General features: G+C 75.0%; 11 protein-coding genes. 1 reads left to right on the top strand and 10 read right to left on the bottom strand.

Annotation, left to right across the window (positions count from 1 at the left end):
- Positions 1 to 83: 83 nt before the first annotated feature.
- The 4 genes from ACH443_RS07285 to aztD form a co-directional block, all read right to left on the bottom strand.
- Entirely contained in the window at positions 84 to 2,597 is a 2,514-nt protein-coding gene (locus ACH443_RS07285) for a ComEC/Rec2 family competence protein (protein ID WP_430589916.1), read from the bottom strand.
- A gap of 137 nt (positions 2,598 to 2,734) precedes the next feature.
- Positions 2,735 to 3,895 carry a ComEA family DNA-binding protein gene (locus ACH443_RS07280; RefSeq protein WP_430589915.1) on the bottom strand — a complete coding sequence of 387 codons (1,161 nt, stop codon included), beginning with the start codon at positions 3,893 to 3,895 and terminating at the stop codon, positions 2,735 to 2,737.
- 82 nt (positions 3,896 to 3,977) lie between these two features.
- Positions 3,978 to 4,868 carry a DegV family protein gene (locus ACH443_RS07275; protein WP_429764105.1) on the bottom strand — a complete coding sequence of 297 codons (891 nt, stop codon included), beginning with the start codon at positions 4,866 to 4,868 and terminating at the stop codon, positions 3,978 to 3,980.
- 49 nt (positions 4,869 to 4,917) lie between these two features.
- Positions 4,918 to 6,300: a zinc metallochaperone AztD gene (aztD, locus tag ACH443_RS07270; protein WP_430589914.1), complete on the bottom strand. Its 1,383-nt coding sequence runs from the start codon at positions 6,298 to 6,300 to the stop codon at positions 4,918 to 4,920.
- A gap of 150 nt (positions 6,301 to 6,450) precedes the next feature.
- Here aztD and ACH443_RS07265 point away from each other — a divergent pair, with 150 nt between their 5' ends.
- Complete coding sequence (locus ACH443_RS07265) at positions 6,451 to 8,286, top strand: helicase HerA-like domain-containing protein (RefSeq protein WP_430589913.1); 1,836 nt, start codon at positions 6,451 to 6,453, stop codon at positions 8,284 to 8,286.
- A 16-nt stretch (positions 8,287 to 8,302) separates the two neighbouring features.
- Here ACH443_RS07265 and ACH443_RS07260 read toward each other — a convergent pair whose 3' ends face one another.
- Genes ACH443_RS07260 through ACH443_RS07235 form a run of 6 tightly spaced genes read right to left on the bottom strand, consistent with a single transcriptional unit; the run spans position 8,303 to position 20,226 of the window.
- Positions 8,303 to 10,774 (bottom strand): glycogen/starch/alpha-glucan phosphorylase, encoded by a 2,472-nt coding sequence (locus tag ACH443_RS07260; protein WP_430589912.1) that lies wholly within the window; start codon positions 10,772 to 10,774, stop codon positions 8,303 to 8,305.
- 56 nt (positions 10,775 to 10,830) lie between these two features.
- On the bottom strand, positions 10,831 to 14,244 hold the full coding sequence (locus ACH443_RS07255; RefSeq protein WP_430589911.1) for an ATP-binding protein: 3,414 nt from the start codon (positions 14,242 to 14,244) through the stop codon (positions 10,831 to 10,833).
- Positions 14,241 to 14,987 carry a DUF4194 domain-containing protein gene (locus tag ACH443_RS07250; RefSeq protein WP_430589910.1) on the bottom strand — a complete coding sequence of 249 codons (747 nt, stop codon included), beginning with the start codon at positions 14,985 to 14,987 and terminating at the stop codon, positions 14,241 to 14,243. Before ACH443_RS07250 ends, ACH443_RS07255 begins: the two co-directional genes overlap by 4 nt.
- Positions 14,984 to 16,567, bottom strand: coding sequence for a DUF3375 family protein (locus ACH443_RS07245; RefSeq protein ID WP_430589909.1), 1,584 nt, complete (start codon positions 16,565 to 16,567; stop codon positions 14,984 to 14,986). The genes ACH443_RS07250 and ACH443_RS07245 overlap by 4 nt, the downstream gene beginning before the upstream one ends.
- A gap of 1 nt (position 16,568) precedes the next feature.
- Complete coding sequence (gene leuS / locus ACH443_RS07240; RefSeq protein WP_430589908.1) at positions 16,569 to 19,517, bottom strand: leucine--tRNA ligase; 2,949 nt, start codon at positions 19,515 to 19,517, stop codon at positions 16,569 to 16,571.
- Positions 19,518 to 19,560: 43 nt separating this feature from the next.
- Positions 19,561 to 20,226 (bottom strand): vitamin K epoxide reductase family protein, encoded by a 666-nt coding sequence (locus ACH443_RS07235; protein ID WP_430589907.1) that lies wholly within the window; start codon positions 20,224 to 20,226, stop codon positions 19,561 to 19,563.
- Between the last annotated feature and the right edge of the window lie 34 nt (positions 20,227 to 20,260).

Genomic DNA, 20,260 nt, shown 5'->3' with positions numbered 1-20,260 from the left:
GAACCGCCGACTCCCCTGCTCACCCGCGCACGACCTCCCGTCCCCGTCCCACGCCGTACCCGGTCGGTCTCCGGTGGCCCCCGTCAGCCGCACGCCAGACCGATCTCCTGCCCTCGGACGACGAGCGCCGCGGTGCCGCACTCGTCGGTCCGCACCAGCGCGGACCCCACGGACGCGTAGAGGGCGAGCGCGTCGTCGGTCGGGTGCCCGTAGGTGTTGTCGGCACCGACGCTCACCAGCGTGACGCGCGGCGACAGGTGACCCGCGAGCGCAGCGGACTGCGACCGCGACCCGTGGTGGGCCATCTTCACCACGTCGACGTCGGCCGCGCTCCCGGTCGCGGCGAGGGCGGCGGCGAGGGCGTCCTGCGCGCCCTCCTCCAGGTCGCCGAGCGCGACGACGTCGAGCCCGCCGGCCGTGCGCAGCTCGAGGGCCACGCTGGCGTCGTTCACGCCGTCGCCCTCGTCCCCGACGCCCGACCCGGCGGCGTGGGAGCCCTCGGCGCGGGGCCCGCCCGACGCCGCCAGCACCCGCCACGTCGCCGAGCCTGCCGTCCCGCCGTCGCCGGCGTCCGCCGCACGGACCGGCACGCCGGCGGCCCCGAGGCTGGACCGCACGGCGGACGCCTGCCCCTCCGGCGCGTCCAGCGGCGAGACGAGCGCTGCCGTGACCGAGCGGCCGCGCAGCACGGCGGCGAGCCCGCCCACGTGGTCGGCGTGGAAGTGGCTGAGCACGAGCAGGTCCACGGTCGTGACGCCGAGCCGGTCGAGGCACCGGCCGGCCGCCTCGCCGTCGGGGCCGACGTCCACCACCACCGCCGACGACGGGCCGGTCCGCACCGCGAGCGAGTCGCCCTGTCCGACGTCGCAGGCGGCCACCTGCCAGTCGTCCGGCACGGCATGGCCGGCGCCGGCGAGCCGGGGCACCGTGACCACGAGGACCGCCAGCAGCGCGGCGCCGGCCAGCCCGGCGACCGTGGCCGCCCGCGCGCGGCCGTGCCGCAGCGCGGCCCGCCGGACCTGCCGCCGCGCCCGGCGCACGGCGCGCGGGGCGGCCTCCCGCCACTCGCGCCGCCAGCCCTCGCCGGGCGGCCGACGCAGCACGAGCGCGAGGGCCGCGACCGTGAGGAGCGTCAGCGCCGCCACCCCGAGCGGCCCGGCGGGCCAGGGCAGGCGGCCGCCCGGCACGGCGGCGAAGGACTGGGCCACGCCCGCGATCCACCCCGTCGACAGGCCCGCCAGCCACGCGACGGGCAGGGCGACCACGGGCGCCCACGGGGCGATCAGCGTGGCCACGAGCCCGAGCACGGTGGCCGGCACCAGGGCGGGGGTCGCGAGCAGGTTCGCCGGCACGGACATCAGCGGCACGTGCGGGTCGAGCAGGAGCAGCACCGGCCCGCACGCGGCCTGGGCGGCCCACGGGACCGCGAGCGCGAACGCGAGCGGACGGCCGGTCCACGGCGCGAGCCGGCGGGCGAGCGGTCCAGCCAGGAGCACGAGGCCGGCCGTCGCCGCGCACGACAGGACGAAGCCGTAGGACCGCGCGAGCCACGGGTCGACGACGAGCAGCACCGTCGCCGCCGCGGCGAGGGCCGGCGCGCCCGAGGACGGCCGTCCCAGCGCGAGCGCGAGGAGCGCGGCTGCGCACGTCCACGCGGCCCGGAGCACGCTGGGTTCGGGCCGGACGAGCAGGACGAACGCCGTCGCGGCGACCGCGACGACGCCGACGCGCACGGCGCGCGGGGCCCGCGCGAGCGCGCACAGGGCGGTGAGCGCGGCGACCACGATCGCGAAGTGCCCCCCGGAGACCGCGGTGACGTGGGTGAGGCTCGTGACCCGCATCGCCTCGTCGACGGCGTCGGGCACGCGGCTCGTGTCGCCGACGGCGACGCCTGGCACCAGCCCACGGGCCTGGGCGGACAGGGGGTCGGTGACGTCCAGGAGCGCCGACCGCATCGTGTGCGTCGCCCGCAGCAGGGCCGTCGGCGGCGCACGCTCGGCCGCGGGCCCCGACGCCGTCAGCCTGGCGAGCGGGCCGTCACCCGCGTCGACGGGGCGCAGCACCCCGGAGACCGCGACGGTCGCCCCGTAGCGTGGGGCCGCTCCGTCCGCGGTGACCTCGACGAGCCCCGCGGCGGACGACGCGATCCCGCGCGCCGTCACCTGCCGCACGGCCACCTGCCAGCGCTCGCCGTCGCCGAACGCGGCGGGCCGCGGCTCCGACACGACGCGACCGACCAGCTCGGCGTGCGCGCCCTGCCCGACCAGCGACCGCAGGGGCGCCTGCCGTGCCACCTGGGCGTGCGCCCCGAGCGACACCGCAGCGAGGCAGGCCAGCGCGACGACGACGTGCAGACCGGCGGACCTCGCGCCGCCCCGCCGGCGCCGGCCCGCCCCAGTGGGCTCGGCCTCGCTCCGCCCGGGGCTCCGCGACCGCGACGGGTCCGACGGCGCCCACCGGGCGGGACGCGCCGCGACGACCGCAGCCCCTGCGACGACAGCGGCGAGGGCCGCCCCCACAGCCACCGTCCGGGCCCAGCCCAGCATCGGCCCCGTGAACGCCCAGGCGGCGGCCCACGACACCAGGGCGGCCGGCACGAGACGCAGGTCGACACGCCGCGTCGGTGGCGACGCCAGGTCGGTCCGTCGCGCGGCCGGCCCGGTCGCCGGGACGGATGCCGGCAACGGGACCGCGTCGGCAGACCCGCCGGTGGCGTCCGACCGGACGGGCGGCGTCACAGCGTGACCAGGTCGCGGACCTGTCCGAGGACGGACGGTCCGATCCCGGACACCTCGTCGAGCTCGTCGACGCTGGTGAACGGCCCGTTCTCGTCGCGCCACGCGACGATCCGCTCGGCCAGCGCGGGGCCGATGCCGGGCAGCTCCTCGAGGTCCGCCGCCCCCGCGGAGTTGAGGTTCACGGCACCACCCGCCGACGCGTCGGACCCGCCTCCGGTCCCGTCCTCGCCGGCGCCGTCGGGCGCGCCTCCTGCCGACGCGACCTGCTCCCCTGGCCTCGGCACGCGGATCTGCTCGCCGTCGACGACCGCCCGCGCCAGGTTGAGCGCGGCGGCGTCGGCGCGGCGGGTCGTGCCGCCAGCGGCCGCCACGGCGTCCGCCACCCGGGCGCCCGACGGGACCGTGACCAGGCCGGGCTCGCGCACCTCGCCCACGACGTGGACGACCACGGTGCCCGGCGTCGGCGTCTCGGGAGTCGCGGGCGCGCCTCCCCCGTCGAGGTCACCCGACCCTGCTGTGTCGGCTGCCGCGCCTGCTGCCCCGTCGGTCCCGGTGGTCGGGCCGGCGGACGGTTGCGACGGACCGGCGGAGGCGCCGGACGGCGCGCTCGCATCGGCGAGGGTGATCACGTCGTCGGGCCGTGCGGTCGCGACCACCGCGGCGACGACGGCCACGAGCAGGACGGCGACGGAGGCCACGACGGCCGCCCGCAGCCCGATCGACCAGCGGCGCGGACCTCCGCCGTCGTCGTGCCCGTCGACGGGGTGCCCGTGCGCCGCCGTGTACGCGGCGGCGACGTGCCTCGCCGATCGGCGGGCGCGCAGGCGGTCGGCGAGCTCGTCCTCGTCGCCCGTCGCGCCCCACGACGCCGGGCCGACCGGAGACTCGCCGAGGGGGCCCGCCCACGCGTCGTGACCAGGGTCGTGACCAGCGTCGTGACCGCGGTCACCGCCGGCGCCCTCGCGCAGGGCGTGCCAGGCACGCAGCCGTGCGGCGGCCTCGCCGAGAGCCCGGTCCGGCTCCGGCTCGGAGCTGCCCCGCCAGTCGTCGCCCGCCTCCGGAGCACGGGTGGGAGGCGGCGGGGTGCCAGGCGGCGCGACGGCGGCCGGTGGCGGGGCGTCGGCTCCGTCATGGTCGTGGGGCAGCGTGGTGGTCACGCCGCGACGCTAGGGTCACCGACCTCCAGGCGGCCGCCGCACGCGGTGACCTGTGGACGGCATGCGCCTGGGGGCAGCCTCCTCAGCGCACGGCGCCGCAGGGGCGTCCGCCCAGCTCGGCGACGACGACGGCGAGAGCGCCCGTCCCGACGTGCGCGCCGAGCACCGCGCTCACCGGCGTCACGACCGGCTCGGCCCCGGTCTCCGCGGCCAGCCGCGCCGCGAGCTCGTCGGCCCGGTCGGGCACGCCCAGGTGGTGCACGGCCACGCCCGGTCGCTCGCACGTCTCGGCGCGCCGCACCGCGACCTCCACCAGCCGGTCGGTCGCCGCCCGACGCGTCCGGACGCGCTGCGTCATCTCGATCGCACCGTCGCGCATGCCGAGGATGGGCCGCACGCCGAGGGCCGTACCGAGCGCGGCCGCCGGGGCGGACAGCCGCCCGCCGCGGCGCAAGTGGTCGAGCGAGTCGACGAGGAACACGGTCGTGCTCGACCCCGCGACCTGCCGCGCGCGGGCGGCGACCGTCGCGGCGTCGTGGCCCTCGGCGGCGCACCGTGCCGCCTCCAGCGCCGCGAACCCGAGGGCCATCGCGACCGTCCGGGAGTCGACCGCCTGCACCGGGATCATGGCGCGCTGCCCGGCGCTCGCGGCGACCTCGACGGTGCCGGACAGCGCCCCCGACAGGTGGACGCCCACGACCGCCCGCGCGCCGTCGGCGGCGAGGTCGCGGTAGACGCCGGCGAACTCGGCCGGCGTGGGCTGCGAGGTGCTCAGCCGCTCGCCGGCGGCGATGCGCGCGGCCACCTCCTCGGGTGTGACGTCCACGCCCTCGCGCCACGACTCCTCCCCCGCCACGACGAGCAGCGGGACGACGACGGGCGCGAAGACGCCGTCGTCCGTGGCGGGCAGGCAGGCGGTCGAGTCGGTGACGACGCGGACCGCGCCACGCTCGAGAGGGAGATCGGAGGGCATCGGCGGGAGTCTACCGACGCCGCCCGGGACGACCCGGGCGGCGCGGCCGTCAGTCGTGGTCGTGCGCCTCGTCGTCGTGCGCCTCGTGGTCGTGCGCCTCGTCGTCGTGCGCCTCGTGGTCGTGCTCGTCGGTGCCGCTCGCCTCCACGTCGCCCGAGACGCCGGAGATCTCGTTCGGCGCGACGTCCAGCTGGACGGACTTCCAGACCTCGCCGGACTCCACGTCCACCGCGTGCACGGACTTCGTCGCCGGGTCGGTGACGTACACGGACCCGTCCAGCGCGAGCACCGCGGGGCGCGGCTCCTGCCACTCGGCGGGCTCCTCCCAGGCGTCGATCACCGGGATCGAGGTCGTGAGCTTTCCGCTCTCCGGGTCGATGACGTGCAGCGAGCCGTCGGTACCCAGCACGAGCGCCTCGCCGTCGGCACCGCGGGCCAGGGACCGGAACGTGTAGCTCGAGGGCAGGTCGACCAGCGACAGGTCCCCGCTGCGCGTGTCGACGAGCGAGACGCGCGTGGGCCGCTCCAGCTCGGCGTCGGGGTCGGTCTTGTAGTCGCCGAGCACGACGGGCGACTCCTCGGAGCCGGCCTGGTTGCCGATGCGGCCGTAGGCGTCGGGCGCCTGCACCTTGGTGAGCTTGCCGTCCGCGTAGACGAGGACGCCGTCCTCGCAGCCCACGACGACGGCCTCGTCGGCCGCGACCGCCTCGCCGTGCACGCCCGGGCAGTCGTCGCTCGCCGCGATCTCCTGGTCGTCGGCGTCCAGGACGCGCACGCCGGAGCGCGACTCCTCGGTGCCCTCGGTGACGAGGAGCGAGTCGTCCCCGAGCTCGACCGCGACGCCGTGGTGCGCCGACGGCGTCGTGAGCTCCCGCGCGGGGGCCTCGCCCTCGGCGACGTGGGCGGAGTCGAGCACGCGGACCTGGCCGGTCCCGTCGTCGAACAGGACCGTGCGGCCGCCGTGCACGACGACGTGGCCGGGCTCCTCGGCGGCGTAGGTGACGTCGGTGAGGCGCGGCTCGGACGTCCAGTAGTGGTGGTGGTCGCCGTGCGCCTCCGCCCATGCGCCGAGGTCCAGGGCGCGGAACCCGCCGGTGGTGGAGGCCAGCAGGTGGCGGCCGTCGCCGGCGGGGTTGAGGCGCGTGAAGCCCTCGAGCGGCAGGTCGGCGACCTGCTCCAGCGTCTGAGCGTCGAGGACGACCACGCCACCGTCGTAGGTGAGCGCGATGCGTGCGGTCGCGGCGGTGGCCTCGGTGGCCTGGGCGGTCTCCGCGCTGGAGGGCTCGGCGGAGGACCCCGCCGACCCGGCGCCGTCGGCCGGGTCCGCGGACGCGCAGCCCGCCAGAGCGAGCGGAACCGCGAGGGCGAGGAGGCCCGCGGCGGACTGTCGGCCCCGGCGGGCGGGGCGGGTGGTGCGGGTGAGGGCAGGCATGCGTCTCTCTCCAGGTCGGGGCAGCACGAAGAAGCCACATGAGAACGATTCCCATGTGCCCGAGTAGTGAAGCAGATGTGAGAACCGTTCTCAACCTCGTGCGTGCTCCTCGTCGCGCACCCGCTCCCCTGCCGCGCTAGCGTGCGGGCCATGGCCGAGGGGACACCGCCCACCGACGACGCCGACCTCGCCGCACTGCGAGCGGCCGCGGTGCAGGCCGCCGCCGAGGCGGCGGAGGCGAAGGCAGCGGCCGCCCAGGCGGCGCTCGAAGCGGCGGAGGCCGCCGCCGCACCCGCCCCCGATACGAGTCGCCCGGTCGCGACCGACGCCGAGCCTGCGGGCGACGCCAAGCCTGCGGACGACGCCAAGCCTGCGGACGACGCCGAGCCCGCGGCACCGCCGTCGTACGCCGACGAGGTGCGCGCGGGCTACGCCTCCGACGCCCCGACGCTGCCGCTCGGGGCCCTGCTGTCCGGCCCGCTGGGCGGCGACCCGGTGCCGGACGCGACGGTGCAGGTGGGCTTCCCGCTCGCGACGCTCAACCGCCACGGGCTGGTCGCGGGCGCCACGGGCACCGGCAAGACGAAGACCCTGCAGGGCATGGCGGAGGGCCTGTCGGCGCAGGGCGTCCCGGTGTTCCTCGCCGACATCAAGGGCGACCTGTCCGGACTGGCCGTCGAAGGGCCGGACAGCCCGAAGGTCGCCGAGCGGGCGGCGAGCATCGGCCAGACCTGGGCGCCGACGTCGTACCCCGTGGAGTTCTACTCGCTCGGCGGCCTGGGCACGGGCGTGCCGATCCGCACGACCGTCACCGACTTCGGCCCGCTGCTGCTGAGCAAGGTGCTCGGCCTCAACGCGACGCAGTCCTCCAGCCTGGAGCTGATCTTCCACTGGGCCGACACGCGGCAGCTCGCCCTGCTCGACCTCAAGGACCTGCAGGCCACCATCGCCTACCTCACCTCCGACGAGGGCAAGCAGGAGCTCAAGGGCATCGGCGGCGTCTCGGCCGCCACGGCCGGCGTCATCCTGCGCGAGATCGTGGGGCTGCAGGCGCAGGGCGGCGACGTGTTCTTCGGTGAGCCGGCGTTCGAGACCGCCGACCTGCTGCGCACGTCCGCGGACGGGCGCGGGCTGATCTCCGCCCTCGAGCTGCCCGGCGTGCAGGACCGCCCTGCGCTGTTCTCCACGTTCCTCATGTGGCTGCTGGCGGAGCTGTTCCAGGAGCTGCCCGAGGTGGGCGACCCGGACAAGCCGCGCCTCGTCTTCTTCTTCGACGAGGCGCACCTGCTGTTCACGGGCGCCTCCAAGGACTTCCTCCAGCAGGTGGTCCAGACGGTGCGCCTCATCCGCAGCAAGGGCGTCGGCGTCTTCTTCGTCACCCAGTCCCCCAAGGACGTGCCCGCCGACGTGCTCGCCCAGCTCGGCAACCGCGTGCAGCACGCGCTGCGCGCCTTCACGCCCGACGACGCGAAGGCCCTGCGGGCAGCGGCCCGCACCTTCCCCACCTCGCCGTACGACCTCGAGCGGCTGCTGCAGTCGCTCGGCACCGGCGAGGCCGTCGTCACCCTGCTCGACGAGAAGGGCGCCCCCACCCCGGTCGCGTGGACGCGCGTGCGCGCACCCCAGGCCTCGATGGACCCGGCGCCGGAGCAGGTCCTGGACGCGGCCGTCGCGGCGTCGCCCGGGCAGGCGCGCTACGGCGCCGCCGTCGACCGCGAGTCCGCGTACGAGCTGCTGCAGGCCCGCGCCGCGCAGGACGCCGCCACCCGCGAGGCGACCGAGCGCGCCGCCGAGCTCGAGAAGGAGGCCGCACAGTCGCGCAAGCAGGCGGAGGCCGACGCCCGGAAGGCGCAGCAGGCCCCGCGGTCGGGCTCGACGTCGCGCGGCAGCTCGCGCAGCCCGATGGACGCCATCCTCACCAGCGTGGGCACGACCCTGGCCCGCGAGATCACCCGCACCGTCTTCGGCACCCGCCGCCGGCGCTGACCCTCCGGGACGGCGGTCAGTCGGCTGTCAGGGGCGCGGCGTGCCAGATGCGGTCGAGGTAGTCGCGCACAGAGCGGTCCGAGGAGAAGAAGCCCGAGCGCGCCACGTTGAGCACGGCCGACCGGCTCCAGGCGTCCGGGTCCGCGTACGCGCGCTCCACCCGCTCCTGCGCGTCGAGGTACGCCTGGTAGTCCGCGAGCACCATGAAGCGGTCCTCGGTGAGCAGGTTGGACACGATCGGCTCGAAGACCGAGGCGTCGCCGCCGGAGAACGTGCCGCGCGCGACCAGGTCCAGGGCCCGGCGCAGCGACGAGTTCTCCTCGTAGTACGTCGAGGGCCGGTAGCCGGCCTCCGCGACGGCGCTCGCCTCCGGCTCCGTCAGGCCGAACAGGAAGAAGTTCTCGTCGCCGACGAGCCTCCGGATCTCGACGTTCGCGCCGTCGTCGGTGCCGATGGTGAGCGCGCCGTTGAGCGCGAACTTCATGTTCCCGGTGCCGGACGCCTCCTTGCCGGCCAGCGAGATCTGCTCCGACAGGTCGGCCGCCGGGATCAGGGTCTCGGCGACCGTGACGTTGTAGTTCGCCGGGAACGCGATGCGCAGCACCCGGGACACGTCGGGGTGGGCCGCGACCACGGCGCCCACGTGGTTGATGAGCGCGATGATCTCCTTCGCCATCACGTAGCCGGGGGCGGCCTTCGCGCCGAAGACGACGGTGCGCGGCGTCACGTCGCCGAGCTCCAGCTCCCCGGACGTGAGGCGGTCGTAGAGCGTCACGACGTGCAGCAGCTTGAGCAGCTGGCGCTTGTACTCGTGCAGCCGCTTGACCATGACGTCGAGCATCGTGCCCGGGTCGATCGTGATGCCGTCGCGCGCCGCGAGGAAGGAGACCAGCCGGTCCTTGTTCGCGGCCTTGACCTCCCGGAACCGGCGGCGGAACTCGGCGTCGTCGGCGAAGGGCTCGAGCTCGCGCAGCCGGTCGAGGTCGGTGACCCAGCCGTCGCCGATGGCCTCCGTGACGAGCCCCGACAGCCCCGGGTTCGCCAGCTTTACGAACCGGCGCGGGGTGACGCCGTTGGTGACGTTCGTGAACTTCTCCGGCCAGAAGTCGGCGAAGTCGGCGAGCACCTTGTCGCGCAGCAGCTGCGAGTGCAGCTCGGCGACGCCGTTCACCTTCGACCCGCCGACCGTCGCGAGGAACGCCATCCGCACCGACCGCTCGGGGTGCTCGGCGATGATCGACATGCGCCGCACCAGCAGCTCGTTCCCGCCCGAGCGCTCGCGCACCTGGGCGAGGAACTCGTCGTTGATGCGGTAGATGATCTCCAGGTGCCGGGGCAGCAGCCGCCCGACCAGCTCGACCGGCCATACCTCCAACGCCTCCGGCAGCAGCGTGTGGCACGTGTAGGCGAAGCAGCGCTGCGTCACCTGCCAGGCGTCGTCCCACTCGAAGCCGCGCTCGTCCACCAGGATCCGCATGAGCTCCGGGATCGCGATGACGGGGTGGGTGTCGTTGAGCTGGAAGACGATGCGCTCGGGCAGGTCGTGCAGGTCGAAGTCCGGCGGCAGCAGCTGGTCGAGGAAGTCGCGGATCGAGCAGGCCACGAAGAAGTACTGCTGCTGCAGCCGCAGCTCCTTGCCCTGCGGCGTGGAGTCCTCCGGGTAGAGCACCTTGGAGATGTTCTCGGCGAACGTCTGGGAGCGCACGGCCTCGGCGTAGTCGCCGTAGTTGAAGATCTTGAGGTCGAACGCGTGGGTGGCGCGCGCGCTCCACAGCCGGAGCGTGTTGACGCGCCCGTTCCGGTAGCCCGGCACCATCGAGTTGTACGGGACGCCCAGCACCTGCCAGCCCGGCACCCAGCGCGAGCGCTCGCGGCCGTCGTCGTCCGTGTACCTCTCCGTGTGCCCGCCGAAGCCGACCGTGACCTCGTGCTCGGGGTGGGCGAACTCCCACGGGTCGCCGTTGTCGAGCCAGGTGTCCGGCTCCTCCACCTGGCGGCCGTCCGAGAACGTCTGCCGGAAGATGCCGTACTCGTACCGGATGCCGTACCCGATCGCGGGCACGCTCATCGTCGCCAGCGAGTCGACGAAGCAGGCCGCCAGCCGGCCGAGCCCGCCGTTGCCGAGGCCGGGCTCCACCTCCACCTCGCGCAGCTCGTCGAGGTCGAGCCCCAGGCTCGCGAGCGCCTCGGCGGCGACCTCCTCCAGCCCGGTCGCGATGAGCGCGTTGTCGAGCTGGCGGCCCAGGAGGTACTCCGCCGACAGGTAGGCCACCGCCTTCGCCTGCGTGCGGTACTGGCTCACCGTGGTCTGCATCCACCGTGACATCAGGTAGTGCCGCACCGTGCGCGCGAGCGCGAGGTACCGGTCGTTGTCCGTCGCCCGTTCCAGGATCGTGCCCTGGCTGAAGTTCAGCTCGTGCAGGTACTCGCGCACGAACCCCTCGACGGTCGGCTCCGGGCTGGTGATCAGAGGCGTGGTCTCGGTCACGTCACGACAGTACACAGCCCGGGTGCGGTCGGCTCGGCCCGACACCGACCCGTCCGTCACTCCCCCACGAGCGTCACCAGCCGCGACCGGCCGGTCGCGTCCTTGATCGCCTGCAGCACGACGTCGGCGTGCGGCTCCAGCGCGCTGACCTTGTCCAGCGGCGCGCCCACGACGAGCTGGAAGCCCAGCCCGCGCCACGCGCCCACGGCACGGCCGGCGAACCGGGCGTCGGCCTTGATGAACGCCTCATCGAGGAAGACCGGCGCGTACCGGGGGCGCTCCGCCCCGGCGTCGCCGAGCTGGTAGCGCAGGGCGGCGCCGACGATGAACGCGACGAGCTCCTGCGACTCGCCACCGGACTTGCCGGCGATGTGGTCGTAGACGCTCACGTGGTTGCCCTCGAGGTCCACGCACTCGGCGCTGACCCGCACGTGCTCGCGCACGTCCACCAGGCGCCGGCGCTCGGGGCTGTCGGGACGGATGCGGTCGATCAGCCTGCGCATCCGCTCGTACCGACGCTCGTGCTCGGCGAGGGGGACGTCGCCCGCCGGGGCGGTGGCGAGCTCGCGCAGCCGGCGCCGGAACGAGACGACGTCGGAGGCCTCGACCGGGGTCGCGGTGATGCGCAGCCGGTGCGCGTCGTCGCGGAACGGGAGCGTGGCGAGGATCGCGTTGACGGGCTCCATGCGGTCACGGATCTCCGCCACCGCCTGCGCGATGCCGTTGTTGAGCCGCGTGAGCTGGTCGCCGGACATCTGGCGCAGGTGCGCCGACCACCTGTCGCGCAGCCGGTACAGCTGCTGGTACTCCAGCTCCTCGTAGATCCGCAGGAAGTCGGCGTACGCGCCGTCGGGGTCGGCGCTGCGGTTCGGGTCGGGCCAGGTGTCGTTGAACCGCTCGAAGAGGGCGGCGAGGGCCGCGCGTGCGGCACGCTCCGTCTCCTGCGCCGACTCGCGCTGGTGGTGCAGCTCGCGCACGACGGCGGCCACGGCCGTGGTGAGGTCCGCCAGGCCGCTGCCCGAGGTGCCCGCCACCCCCGACCAGCCGACCTGCGCCATCAGACCGGCCAGGCGCCGCTCCTGCTCCGGCGTGGGCTCGACGCCCTCGTCGTCGGCACGCTCGACGGCGTCCGCGACCTGGTCCACCTGGTCGCTGAGCTGCTCCCACGCCGCGCCGAGCTCGGTGACGCGCTGCTGCGCAGCGGCCCGCTCCCGGTACAGCTCGTCGACGCCGGCGCGCAGGGCGTCCTCGTCCGCCTTGAGCGCGCGCAGCACGTCCGAGCCCGCGACCAGCGCCTCGTGCCGCTCCTGCCGCTCACCGAGCCGGGCCTCCGCCCCGCGCACGTCGAGGTCGTCCCAGGCGGCCCGCAGCGCGTGGCTGTACGCGACGAAGTGGTCGGCCTCGCCCTTCTGCCGCAGCCGGGCGCCGGCGAGCGCCTCCGAGGCCTGGCGCAGCTCCTGGTGCGCCGCGGCGATCTGCTCCGCGAGCTGCTCGAGGCGCCGGTGGTTGCTGAACCCCAGCACGGACGCCCGGCCCTGGCCGCCGTGCGCGCCCCGCCGCCCCTCCGACGTCTGCCCGGACCGGGCGAGCGCCAGGTCGTGCCGGGCGAGCTCCGTGGGGTCGTCCACGCACACGTAGGCGAACCGCTCCGCGAGGCGCCCCGCGAGCCAGCCGCCGAACGGCCCGGCCTTGACCTCCAGCCTCCCCGGGAGGAGGGTCCGGTCGGCCTCCTCGTGCAGCGCCTGCCCGGTGGGCACTCCCTCGAACCGCACGCGCACCGGCGAGCGGACGGCGTCGATCGCGGCGCGGAACGCGTCCAGGCGCGTCTCGTCGACGAGCACCGTGACGGCGAAGCCTCCGAGCGCCAGGCCGATCGCGTCGCGCCACGGCTCGTACTCCCCGCGCACCTCGAGCAGCTCGCCCACGAACGGCACGTCGTCGGGGCGCAGGCCGGCGGCCCGTGCGAGCGCCTCGCGCGCCTCGTGCAGCTCGCGCGGCACGTTGCCGCGGCGCGCCTTGAGGGACGCCTCCTCGCGCTCGAGCTCGGCCAGGGCACGCATCGCCTCCTTCTCGCGCGCGGAGGCCTCGACCACCGCCTCCGACAGCGCGTCCGTGTGGGTGTCGCGCTCGTCGAGGTACCGGCGGGCGTCGGCGTGCAGGGCGTCCAGCTCCCGGCGCGACGAGGCCTCCCGCTCCAGCGGCGCCAGGTGGCCGTCCAGCTCGGCGCGGGCGCGCCGGGTCTCGGCCAGCCGCTGCTCGGCCGCGCGCACGTCGCGCTCCGCGGCCTCGATGGCGTCGCCCCCGTTGCGGCGCTGGTCGGCGCGCACCTGCTCCAGCTCGCCCTGGGCGGCGGCGAGCCGTTCCTCGGCCACGGCGACCCGCTCGGCCGCTGCCTTGTGCTGGGCCCGGTTCTCCGCCTCGCCCGCACGCAGCAGGTCGAGCTGGGTGCGGTCGCGCCACGCCGTGAACGGCGTGACCGCCCCGGGCTCGCCTCCACCAGCGCCGCCGTCGGGCCCGAGGGCGTCCACGAGCCGTGCGGACGCGACGGCGTCGTCGACCGCCGCGCGGTGCTCCAGCATCGGGCGCAGCACGTCCACCTGCCGCTGCGCCGTGTCCATCTCGGCGCGCACCTCGCTGAGCTCGTCGAAGTGCTCGACGGCGCGCTCGGCCACGCGGATCGTCTCGGGCTCCTCGAGCACCATCGCCTTGTAGAGCGAGTCGACCGTGGTGATCTGCTGGCCGGCCTGGATGCGGCCGAGCAGCTGCATCGCCTTCTCGCCGTCGCCCGCCGCGCCGATGCCCAGCGCGGCGTGCAGGCGCGTGGCGAACGCCTTGTCCGTGTCGAACGACGTCAGCCCCGCCGCGGTGAGCCCCGCCTTGCCGAAGCGCTGGGCCGCGAGCGGCTCGAGGTCGCGCAGGCTGAAGTCCGCGTCGACGACGGCGCGCACGGCCACCGTCTCGTCCGTGCGCTGCGCACCGCGCGGCACGTACCAGGCGCGCAGCGCCGTGAACCGCTCGCCCGCCTGGGACGACCAGGTCATCGCGATCGCCGACCAGGTGTCCGACGTCTCGCCGCGCAGCACGCGGTCCTTGGCGCGCGCCGACCCTGCGGTGCGCTCCTCGTCGAGCTTGCCGCGCGCGTAGGAGACGACGTTGCGCTGCTCCTGCCCGCGCGCCCGCCCGCTGGTGGCCGTGTTCGACGCGCCGTTGAACGGCGTCGTGTGGCTCATCATGAGCGCGATGTACGCGTCGAGCAGGGTCGACTTGCCGGAGCCGGACGCGCCCGTGAGCAGCGTCGTCGTGCCCGCGAACCGCACCTCGTGGTAGCCGTGGTAGCCACCCCAGCTCACCAGCTGCATCGAGCGCGCAGTCCACTGCCGACCGTCCGACGCCGTCGGGATCAGCCCGAACAGCGACTGCTGCATGCGGGGCGCGACGACCTGCTCCGCCGGGTCGCTCGTGATCGTCATGCGCGCGACTCCTCGTCCTCGTCGACCGGCTCGGTCTCGTCGTCGTGGTCGGCGGCCGTGGGCGGCTCGGTCGACGGCGAGCGCAACCATGCGGTCAGCTCTCGCAGGCGCTCCACCGGGAGCAGGATCTCCACGACCGGCTGCACGCGGTAGCGGCCCTCGGCGACCTCGTCGAGCACGTGCTCGCGCACGAGGGTGGCGATCGCGTTGTCGACCTCGCGCCGGCGCGCGGCCAGGTTCGTCTCGTCCGCGGCGAGGAAGCCGAGCGCGTAGTCGACCAGCTCCTCGGCGTCGACGTGCGCCGCGCGCTCCCCCGCGCCCTGCTCCTGCCGGAACCGGTTGCGCGCGAACAGCATGAGCAGCGTCTCGACCCGCTTGTACGGCTCGTCCTTGAGGAGCACCGGGATGCTCAGCCCGGCCTCCCGGACCTGCCGCTTGTACGCGATCTCGTAGTCGCGATCGACGACGAGCTCGACGAACAGGTCGTGGCAGCGCGAGGCGAGCACGTTCTGGTGCGCGAGCAGCGCCTTCCACTCGCCGGGGTGCGCGGCCGCCGACAGGTACCGCCGCTGCAGCACCAGCGCCAGCGCGCGACGGGCCTCGTACGGGAGCACGCCCGTGTCACCGGCGAACAGCGCCGCGTCGTCGTCGGCCAGCGCGGGCACCTCGACGAAGGGCGCGCCGCCCGCCGCGGCGTCGGTCTCGGCCGCGTGCTCCGCAGGCGCCGTCGTGGTGTCGGTCATGCGTCCTCCTCGTCAGTCCGGTCGTCGGGCGCGTCGTCGGGTACGGCGTCGGGTACGGCGAGGCCCACCCGCGGCAGCACCAGGTCGCGCGTGCTGCCGTCGGCGCGCACGGCCGTCACGCGGCGCAGCCGGGCCGCCGGCACGTCGCCGATGCCGTCGTCGTCACCGAGGGCCTCGTCGAGCGCGTCCGGCGACGCCAGCTCCAGGTAGCCCAGCAGCTCGACGGGGCGGCGCAGCTCGGTCGGTCCGGCGGCGAACAGCTCGTCCGCCGTGGCGCCCCCGCGCTCGCGCAGCACCCGGGCGGCGTGGGCGCCGGTCTCCTCGTAGCGCGGGCCGCCCATGCCGCGCAGTCCGCCCAGGACCTCACCGGGCGCGGCCCCGGCGTCGTGACCCGGGTCGTCGAGGTCGGCGAGCGCGTCCGGCGGCGTGTCGGGGCGCAGGTCGTGCAGCTGGGCGCGGAAGCGACCGAGGCGCGCCCGCTCCAGCCAGCGCAGCGGCTCCACGCGCGCGGCCCGGCCCGACGTCGGGAACCACTCCGCCATGGCCGCGGTCGCCTCGCGCAGCGCGCCGTCCAGCTCGCGGTCCCGCAGGGGGTTGTGCACCGTGAGCTGTTGCGTGATGGTGCGGGAGGCGCGCGCCTGCGCGTCGAGCACGCCGTCGACGGCGGCCAGGAGCTGGGAGTACAGCGCGCGCACGGACTCCCGGCGGTCGGCCGGCAGGTCCGCCGCGAACGGGTGCGCGAGCACCGCCCGGACCCGCTCGTCGACCTGACCGAGCAGCCGCGGGTCGCGCAGCAGCTCCATCGCCCCGGAGAAGGCGCGCCCCTCGGGCGTGCGCTCCATGAGCGAGTCGGAGGCCTCCAGGTAGGCGCCGAGCACCTCGCCGGTGGGCCGTTCGTCCTGGCGCAGGCTGGTGACGATGCTGCGCTGCAGCTCGGCGATCGACTCCGCCACGCGGGCGAAGTCGGCGGGCAGCTCGCGCACCAGCGCGGCCACGTTGTCGAACTGCTCGACCAGCCGGTCCGTGGGCGCCTGCACCACGGCGCCGCCGGCGTCGAGCCGGGCCAGCTCGGCCTCCGCCTCGGCGATCTCGTCGCGGGCGCGGGCGACCTGCTCCCGCAGCGCCCGCTGCTGCGACTCGCGGTCGGGCCGGGCGTCGCGCGCGAGCCCGTCCAGGGCCACGAGGAGCGTGCGGATGCGCGACTCGCTCACGAGGGCCCGCGCCCCCTGCGTGCGGTCGACGAACGCGAGCGCCTCCGCCGCGTGCGAGCTGACCTGGTACTGCTCGACACCGTCGTCGTCGAGCGCCCGCACCAGCCAGCGGCCCGCCACCCAGCGCGAGCACAGCGCGCGGGCCGCGTCGTCGGGCACCTCGTGGCCGGCGGCCCGCGCCTCGGCGAGCAGGTCCTCGACCTCCACGTGCATCTGCTCGGTCGGCACGGTGGCCCGACCGGGTGTGAAGATCAGCGACAGCAGGGCGACGACCAGCGGCCCCTCCTTGCGGTGCAGGAGGGCGAGCGAGGGCGTGCCGAAGGCGCCCCGGCTGCGTGCCAGGGCGCCCTCGAGGCGGACGGTCGCCAACTCAGACGACGATGTTGACGAGCTTCGGCGCGCGCACGATCACCTTGCGCACCGGCGCGCCGTCGATGGCGCGGACCACGTTCGGCTCCGCCAGGGCGGCGGCCTCCAGATCGGCGTCCGAGATGGACGGCGCCACCTCGAGGCGGCCGCGCACCTTGCCCTTGACCTGCACGACGCACGTCACCGTGTCCTCGACGAGGTACTGCTCGTCGGCGGTCGGGAACGGCTCGCGCGCCAGCGAGCCGTCGTGACCGAGCCGCTGCCACAGCTCCTCCGCGATGTGCGGGGCGATGGGCGCGACCATCAGCACCAGCGGCTCGACCGCCGCGCGCGGCACCCGGTCCAGGGAGGTGAGGTGGTTGTTGTACGTGATGAGCTTCGCGATCGCCGTGTTGGGCCGCATGTGCTCCATCTCGACCCGCACGTCCGCGATCGCCCGGTGCATCGCGCGCAGCGTGGCGGTGTCGGGCTCGTCGTCGGTGGCGACGAGCCCGCCCGTCTCCTCGTCCACGACGTTGCGCCACAGCCGCTGCAGGAAGCGCTGCGAGCCGACGACGGCGCGCGTCTCCCAGGGACGCGACAGGTCCAGCGGGCCCATCGACATCTCGTACACGCGGAACGTGTCGGCGCCGTACTGCTCGTACATCTCGTCCGGCGTGACGACGTTCTTCAGGGACTTGCCCATCTTCCCGTACTCGCGGTTCACGGGCTCGCCGCGGTACGTGAAGCCGGCCTGCTCGTCGCCCTCGACCTCTCCGGCGGGCACGTAGGCGCCGCGGGCGTCGGTGTAGGCGTACGCCTGGATGTACCCCTGGTTGAACAGCTTGCCGAACGGCTCCAGCGAGGACACGTAGCCCAGGTCCAGCAGCACCTTGTGCCAGAAGCGCGCGTACAGCAGGTGCAGCACCGCGTGCTCGACGCCGCCGACGTACAGGTCGACGCCACCGGCGGGACCGGACGTCGCGTTGTGCTTCGGGCCCATCCAGTACGACTCGAGCTCCGGGTCGACGACCGCGGTGCCCTTCGCGGGGCCGTCGGTCGAGTCCGTGGGGTCCAGGTAGCGCAGGTAGTACCAGCACGACCCGGCCCAGTTGGGCATCGTGTTGGTGTCGCGGCGGTACCGCTTCGGCCCGTCGCCCAGGTCCAGGGTGACGTGCACCCACTCGTCGTTGCGACCCAGCGGGGCCTCGGGCGACGAGTCGGCGTCGTCGGGCTCGAAGGTGCGCGGCGCGTAGTCCGGGACGTCGGGCAGGTCGACGGGCAGCAGGTCGGCCGGGATCGCGACCGGTCGGTCGTTCTCGTCCCACAGGATCGGGAACGGCTCGCCCCAGTAGCGCTGCCGGCTGAACAGCCAGTCGCGCAGGCGGTACGTGGTCGTCCCCTCGCCGGCGCCGCGGGCGCTCAGCCACTCGACGATCTTCTCCTTGGCCTCGGCCACACCCAGGCCGTCCAGGCTGATCTCGTCGTTCGACGAGTTCACCGCCACGCCGTCACCCGTGTACGCGCCGGCGAAGTCGTCCGGCAGGCCGTCCGCGGGCTCGACGGTGCGGATGACGGGCAGCTCGAACGCCTCGGCGAAGTCGAAGTCGCGCTGGTCGCCGCCGGGCACCGCCATGATCGCGCCGGTGCCGTAGCCCATCAGCACGTAGTCGGCGGTGAACACCGGGACCGTCGCGCCGCTGACGGGGTTGATCGCCAGGTGCCCGGTGAAGACGCCGGTCTTCTTGCCGGCGTCGGCCTGCCGCTCGACGGCGGTCTTCGCGGCGGCCTCGCGCCGGTACGCGGCGACGGCCTCGACGGGCGTCGCGTGCCCGCCGGTCCAGACGTCGCGCGTGCCGTCGGGCCACGCGGCGGGGACCTCGTCCAGCAGCGGGTGCTCGGGCGCCACGACCATGAAGGTCGCGCCGAACAGCGTGTCCGGGCGGGTGGTGAACACCTCGACCTGCGCGCCCGCGCCGGCCGCGTCGTAGTCGGCGGTGCCGACGACGTCGAACCGGACGTTCGCGCCGGTGGAGCGGCCGATCCAGTTGCGCTGCATCGACTTGACCTTCTCCGGCCAGTCGATGAGCTCCAGGTCGTCGGTCAGACGGTCCGCGTAGGCGGTGATCCGCATCTTCCACTGCCGCAGGGACTTCTGGAAGACGGGCATGTTGCCGCGCTCGGAGCGGCCGTCGGCCGTGACCTCCTCGTTGGCGAGCACCGTGCCCAGGCCGGGCGCCCAGTTCACGGGCGACTCGTCGACGTAGGCCAGGCGCTGCGCGTCCAGCACGTCGCGCCGCTCGTCGTCGGAGAGCGCGTCCCACGACCTGCCGTCGGGCAGCGCGCGCTCGCCCGAGGCGTACTCGGCCTCCAGCTCGGAGATGCGTCGCGCACGGCCCTTACCGCCGTCGGCCTCGGCGTCGTACCAGGAGTCGAAGATCTGCAGGAAGATCCACTGCGTCCAGCGCACGTACTCGGGGTCGATCGTCGCGAACGTGCGCCGCGAGTCGTGCGCCAGGCCCATACGGCGCAGCTGGCGCTTCATGGTGACGATGTTCTGCTCGGTGGTGGTGCGCGGGTGCTGACCCGTCTGCACCGCGTACTGCTCGGCGGGCAGGCCGAACGCGTCGTAGCCCAGCGCGTGCAGCACGTTGTCGCCGCACATCATGCGGAAGCGGCCGACGACGTCGGTGGCGATGTAGCCCAGCGGGTGCCCGACGTGCAGCCCCGCCCCGGAGGGGTACGGGAACATGTCCATGATGAAGAACGGCTGGCCCGTGCCGTGCGCGCCGTCGCCGTCCGTCAGCGCACCGTTCGGGTTGGCCGCCCAGAAGGTGCCCCGCTCCTCCCAGAGGTCCTGCCAGCGCTCCTCGATCTGCTGCGCGAGGGCCGGCGTGTAGCGGTGGGTGGGCTCGTGGGAAGGCGCGGTCGGCGCCTCGGATCGGGAGGGTGCGGTGTCGGGCGTGCTCACCCGGCGAGTCTACCGGCCGGGGCCGCAGGCCCCGGCCCTGTTTTCACACCCCGAACGACTCGACGAGCGGACCTCCGACGGCCAGCAGCAGCCAGCCGACGGCGACGACGTACCCGATGATCAGGACCAGTCCGCGGTTGCGCACGACGGCGCGTCGCAGCCCGTCGCTCGCGGGCAGGTGGCGCTCCTGCACGGCGTGCACGACCTGGAACCACAGCAGCGGCCACAGGATCGTCCAGACGACCATGCAGGCCGGGCACAGCCGGACCAGCGCGTAGAAGCTCGACCACATGAGGAAGAAGATCAGCAGCTGGGCGAGCACCGTCACCGCGAGCAGCGACCGGTGGTACCACCGCGGCAGCCGGGCGCCCACGAGCAGCACCACGCCGGTCGTGATCACCACGGGGAACGCCGCGACCCCGATGTAGGGGTTCGGGAAGCCGAGCAGGGTGCCCTGCCAGGACGCCATCGCGACGCCGCAGTCGAGGAAGACGTTGAAGCTGCAGCTCGTCACCCGGTTCGGGTCCAGCAGCTTGAGGTACTCCTCGATCGCCAGCCACGACGCCGCCCCGAAGCCGACCCCGCCCAGCACGGTCAGCAGCACGCCGTACGTGCGGGCGGTCAGGCCGCGCGGGCCGGGCACGAGCGCAGCCTCCCCCGCGGCGTCGTCGGGGGTGTCGTGGGTCTCGTCGCGCACGCTCGGGCTCACGGGCGCGACCGTACCGCACGTTCCTGGGGGCCCG

It is taken from the genome of Isoptericola sp. NPDC019571 (assembly GCF_044389385.1).
Taxonomy (GTDB): domain Bacteria; phylum Actinomycetota; class Actinomycetes; order Actinomycetales; family Cellulomonadaceae; genus Isoptericola; species Isoptericola nanjingensis.
This window is presented reverse-complemented; position numbering and strand designations above follow the sequence as displayed.

What these genes read in the sequence shown, in the direction of transcription:
- ACH443_RS07275 (WP_429764105.1), bottom strand. Translation starts at nt 4,868, where the DNA reads ATGCCCTCCGATCTCCCTCTCGAGCGTGGCGCGGTCCGCGTCGTCACC.
- aztD (WP_430589914.1), bottom strand. Translation starts at nt 6,300, where the DNA reads ATGCCTGCCCTCACCCGCACCACCCGCCCCGCCCGCCGGGGCCGACAG.
- ACH443_RS07265 (WP_430589913.1), top strand. Translation starts at nt 6,451, where the DNA reads ATGGCCGAGGGGACACCGCCCACCGACGACGCCGACCTCGCCGCACTG.
- ACH443_RS07255 (WP_430589911.1), bottom strand. Translation starts at nt 14,244, where the DNA reads ATGACGATCACGAGCGACCCGGCGGAGCAGGTCGTCGCGCCCCGCATG.
- ACH443_RS07250 (WP_430589910.1), bottom strand. Translation starts at nt 14,987, where the DNA reads ATGACCGACACCACGACGGCGCCTGCGGAGCACGCGGCCGAGACCGAC.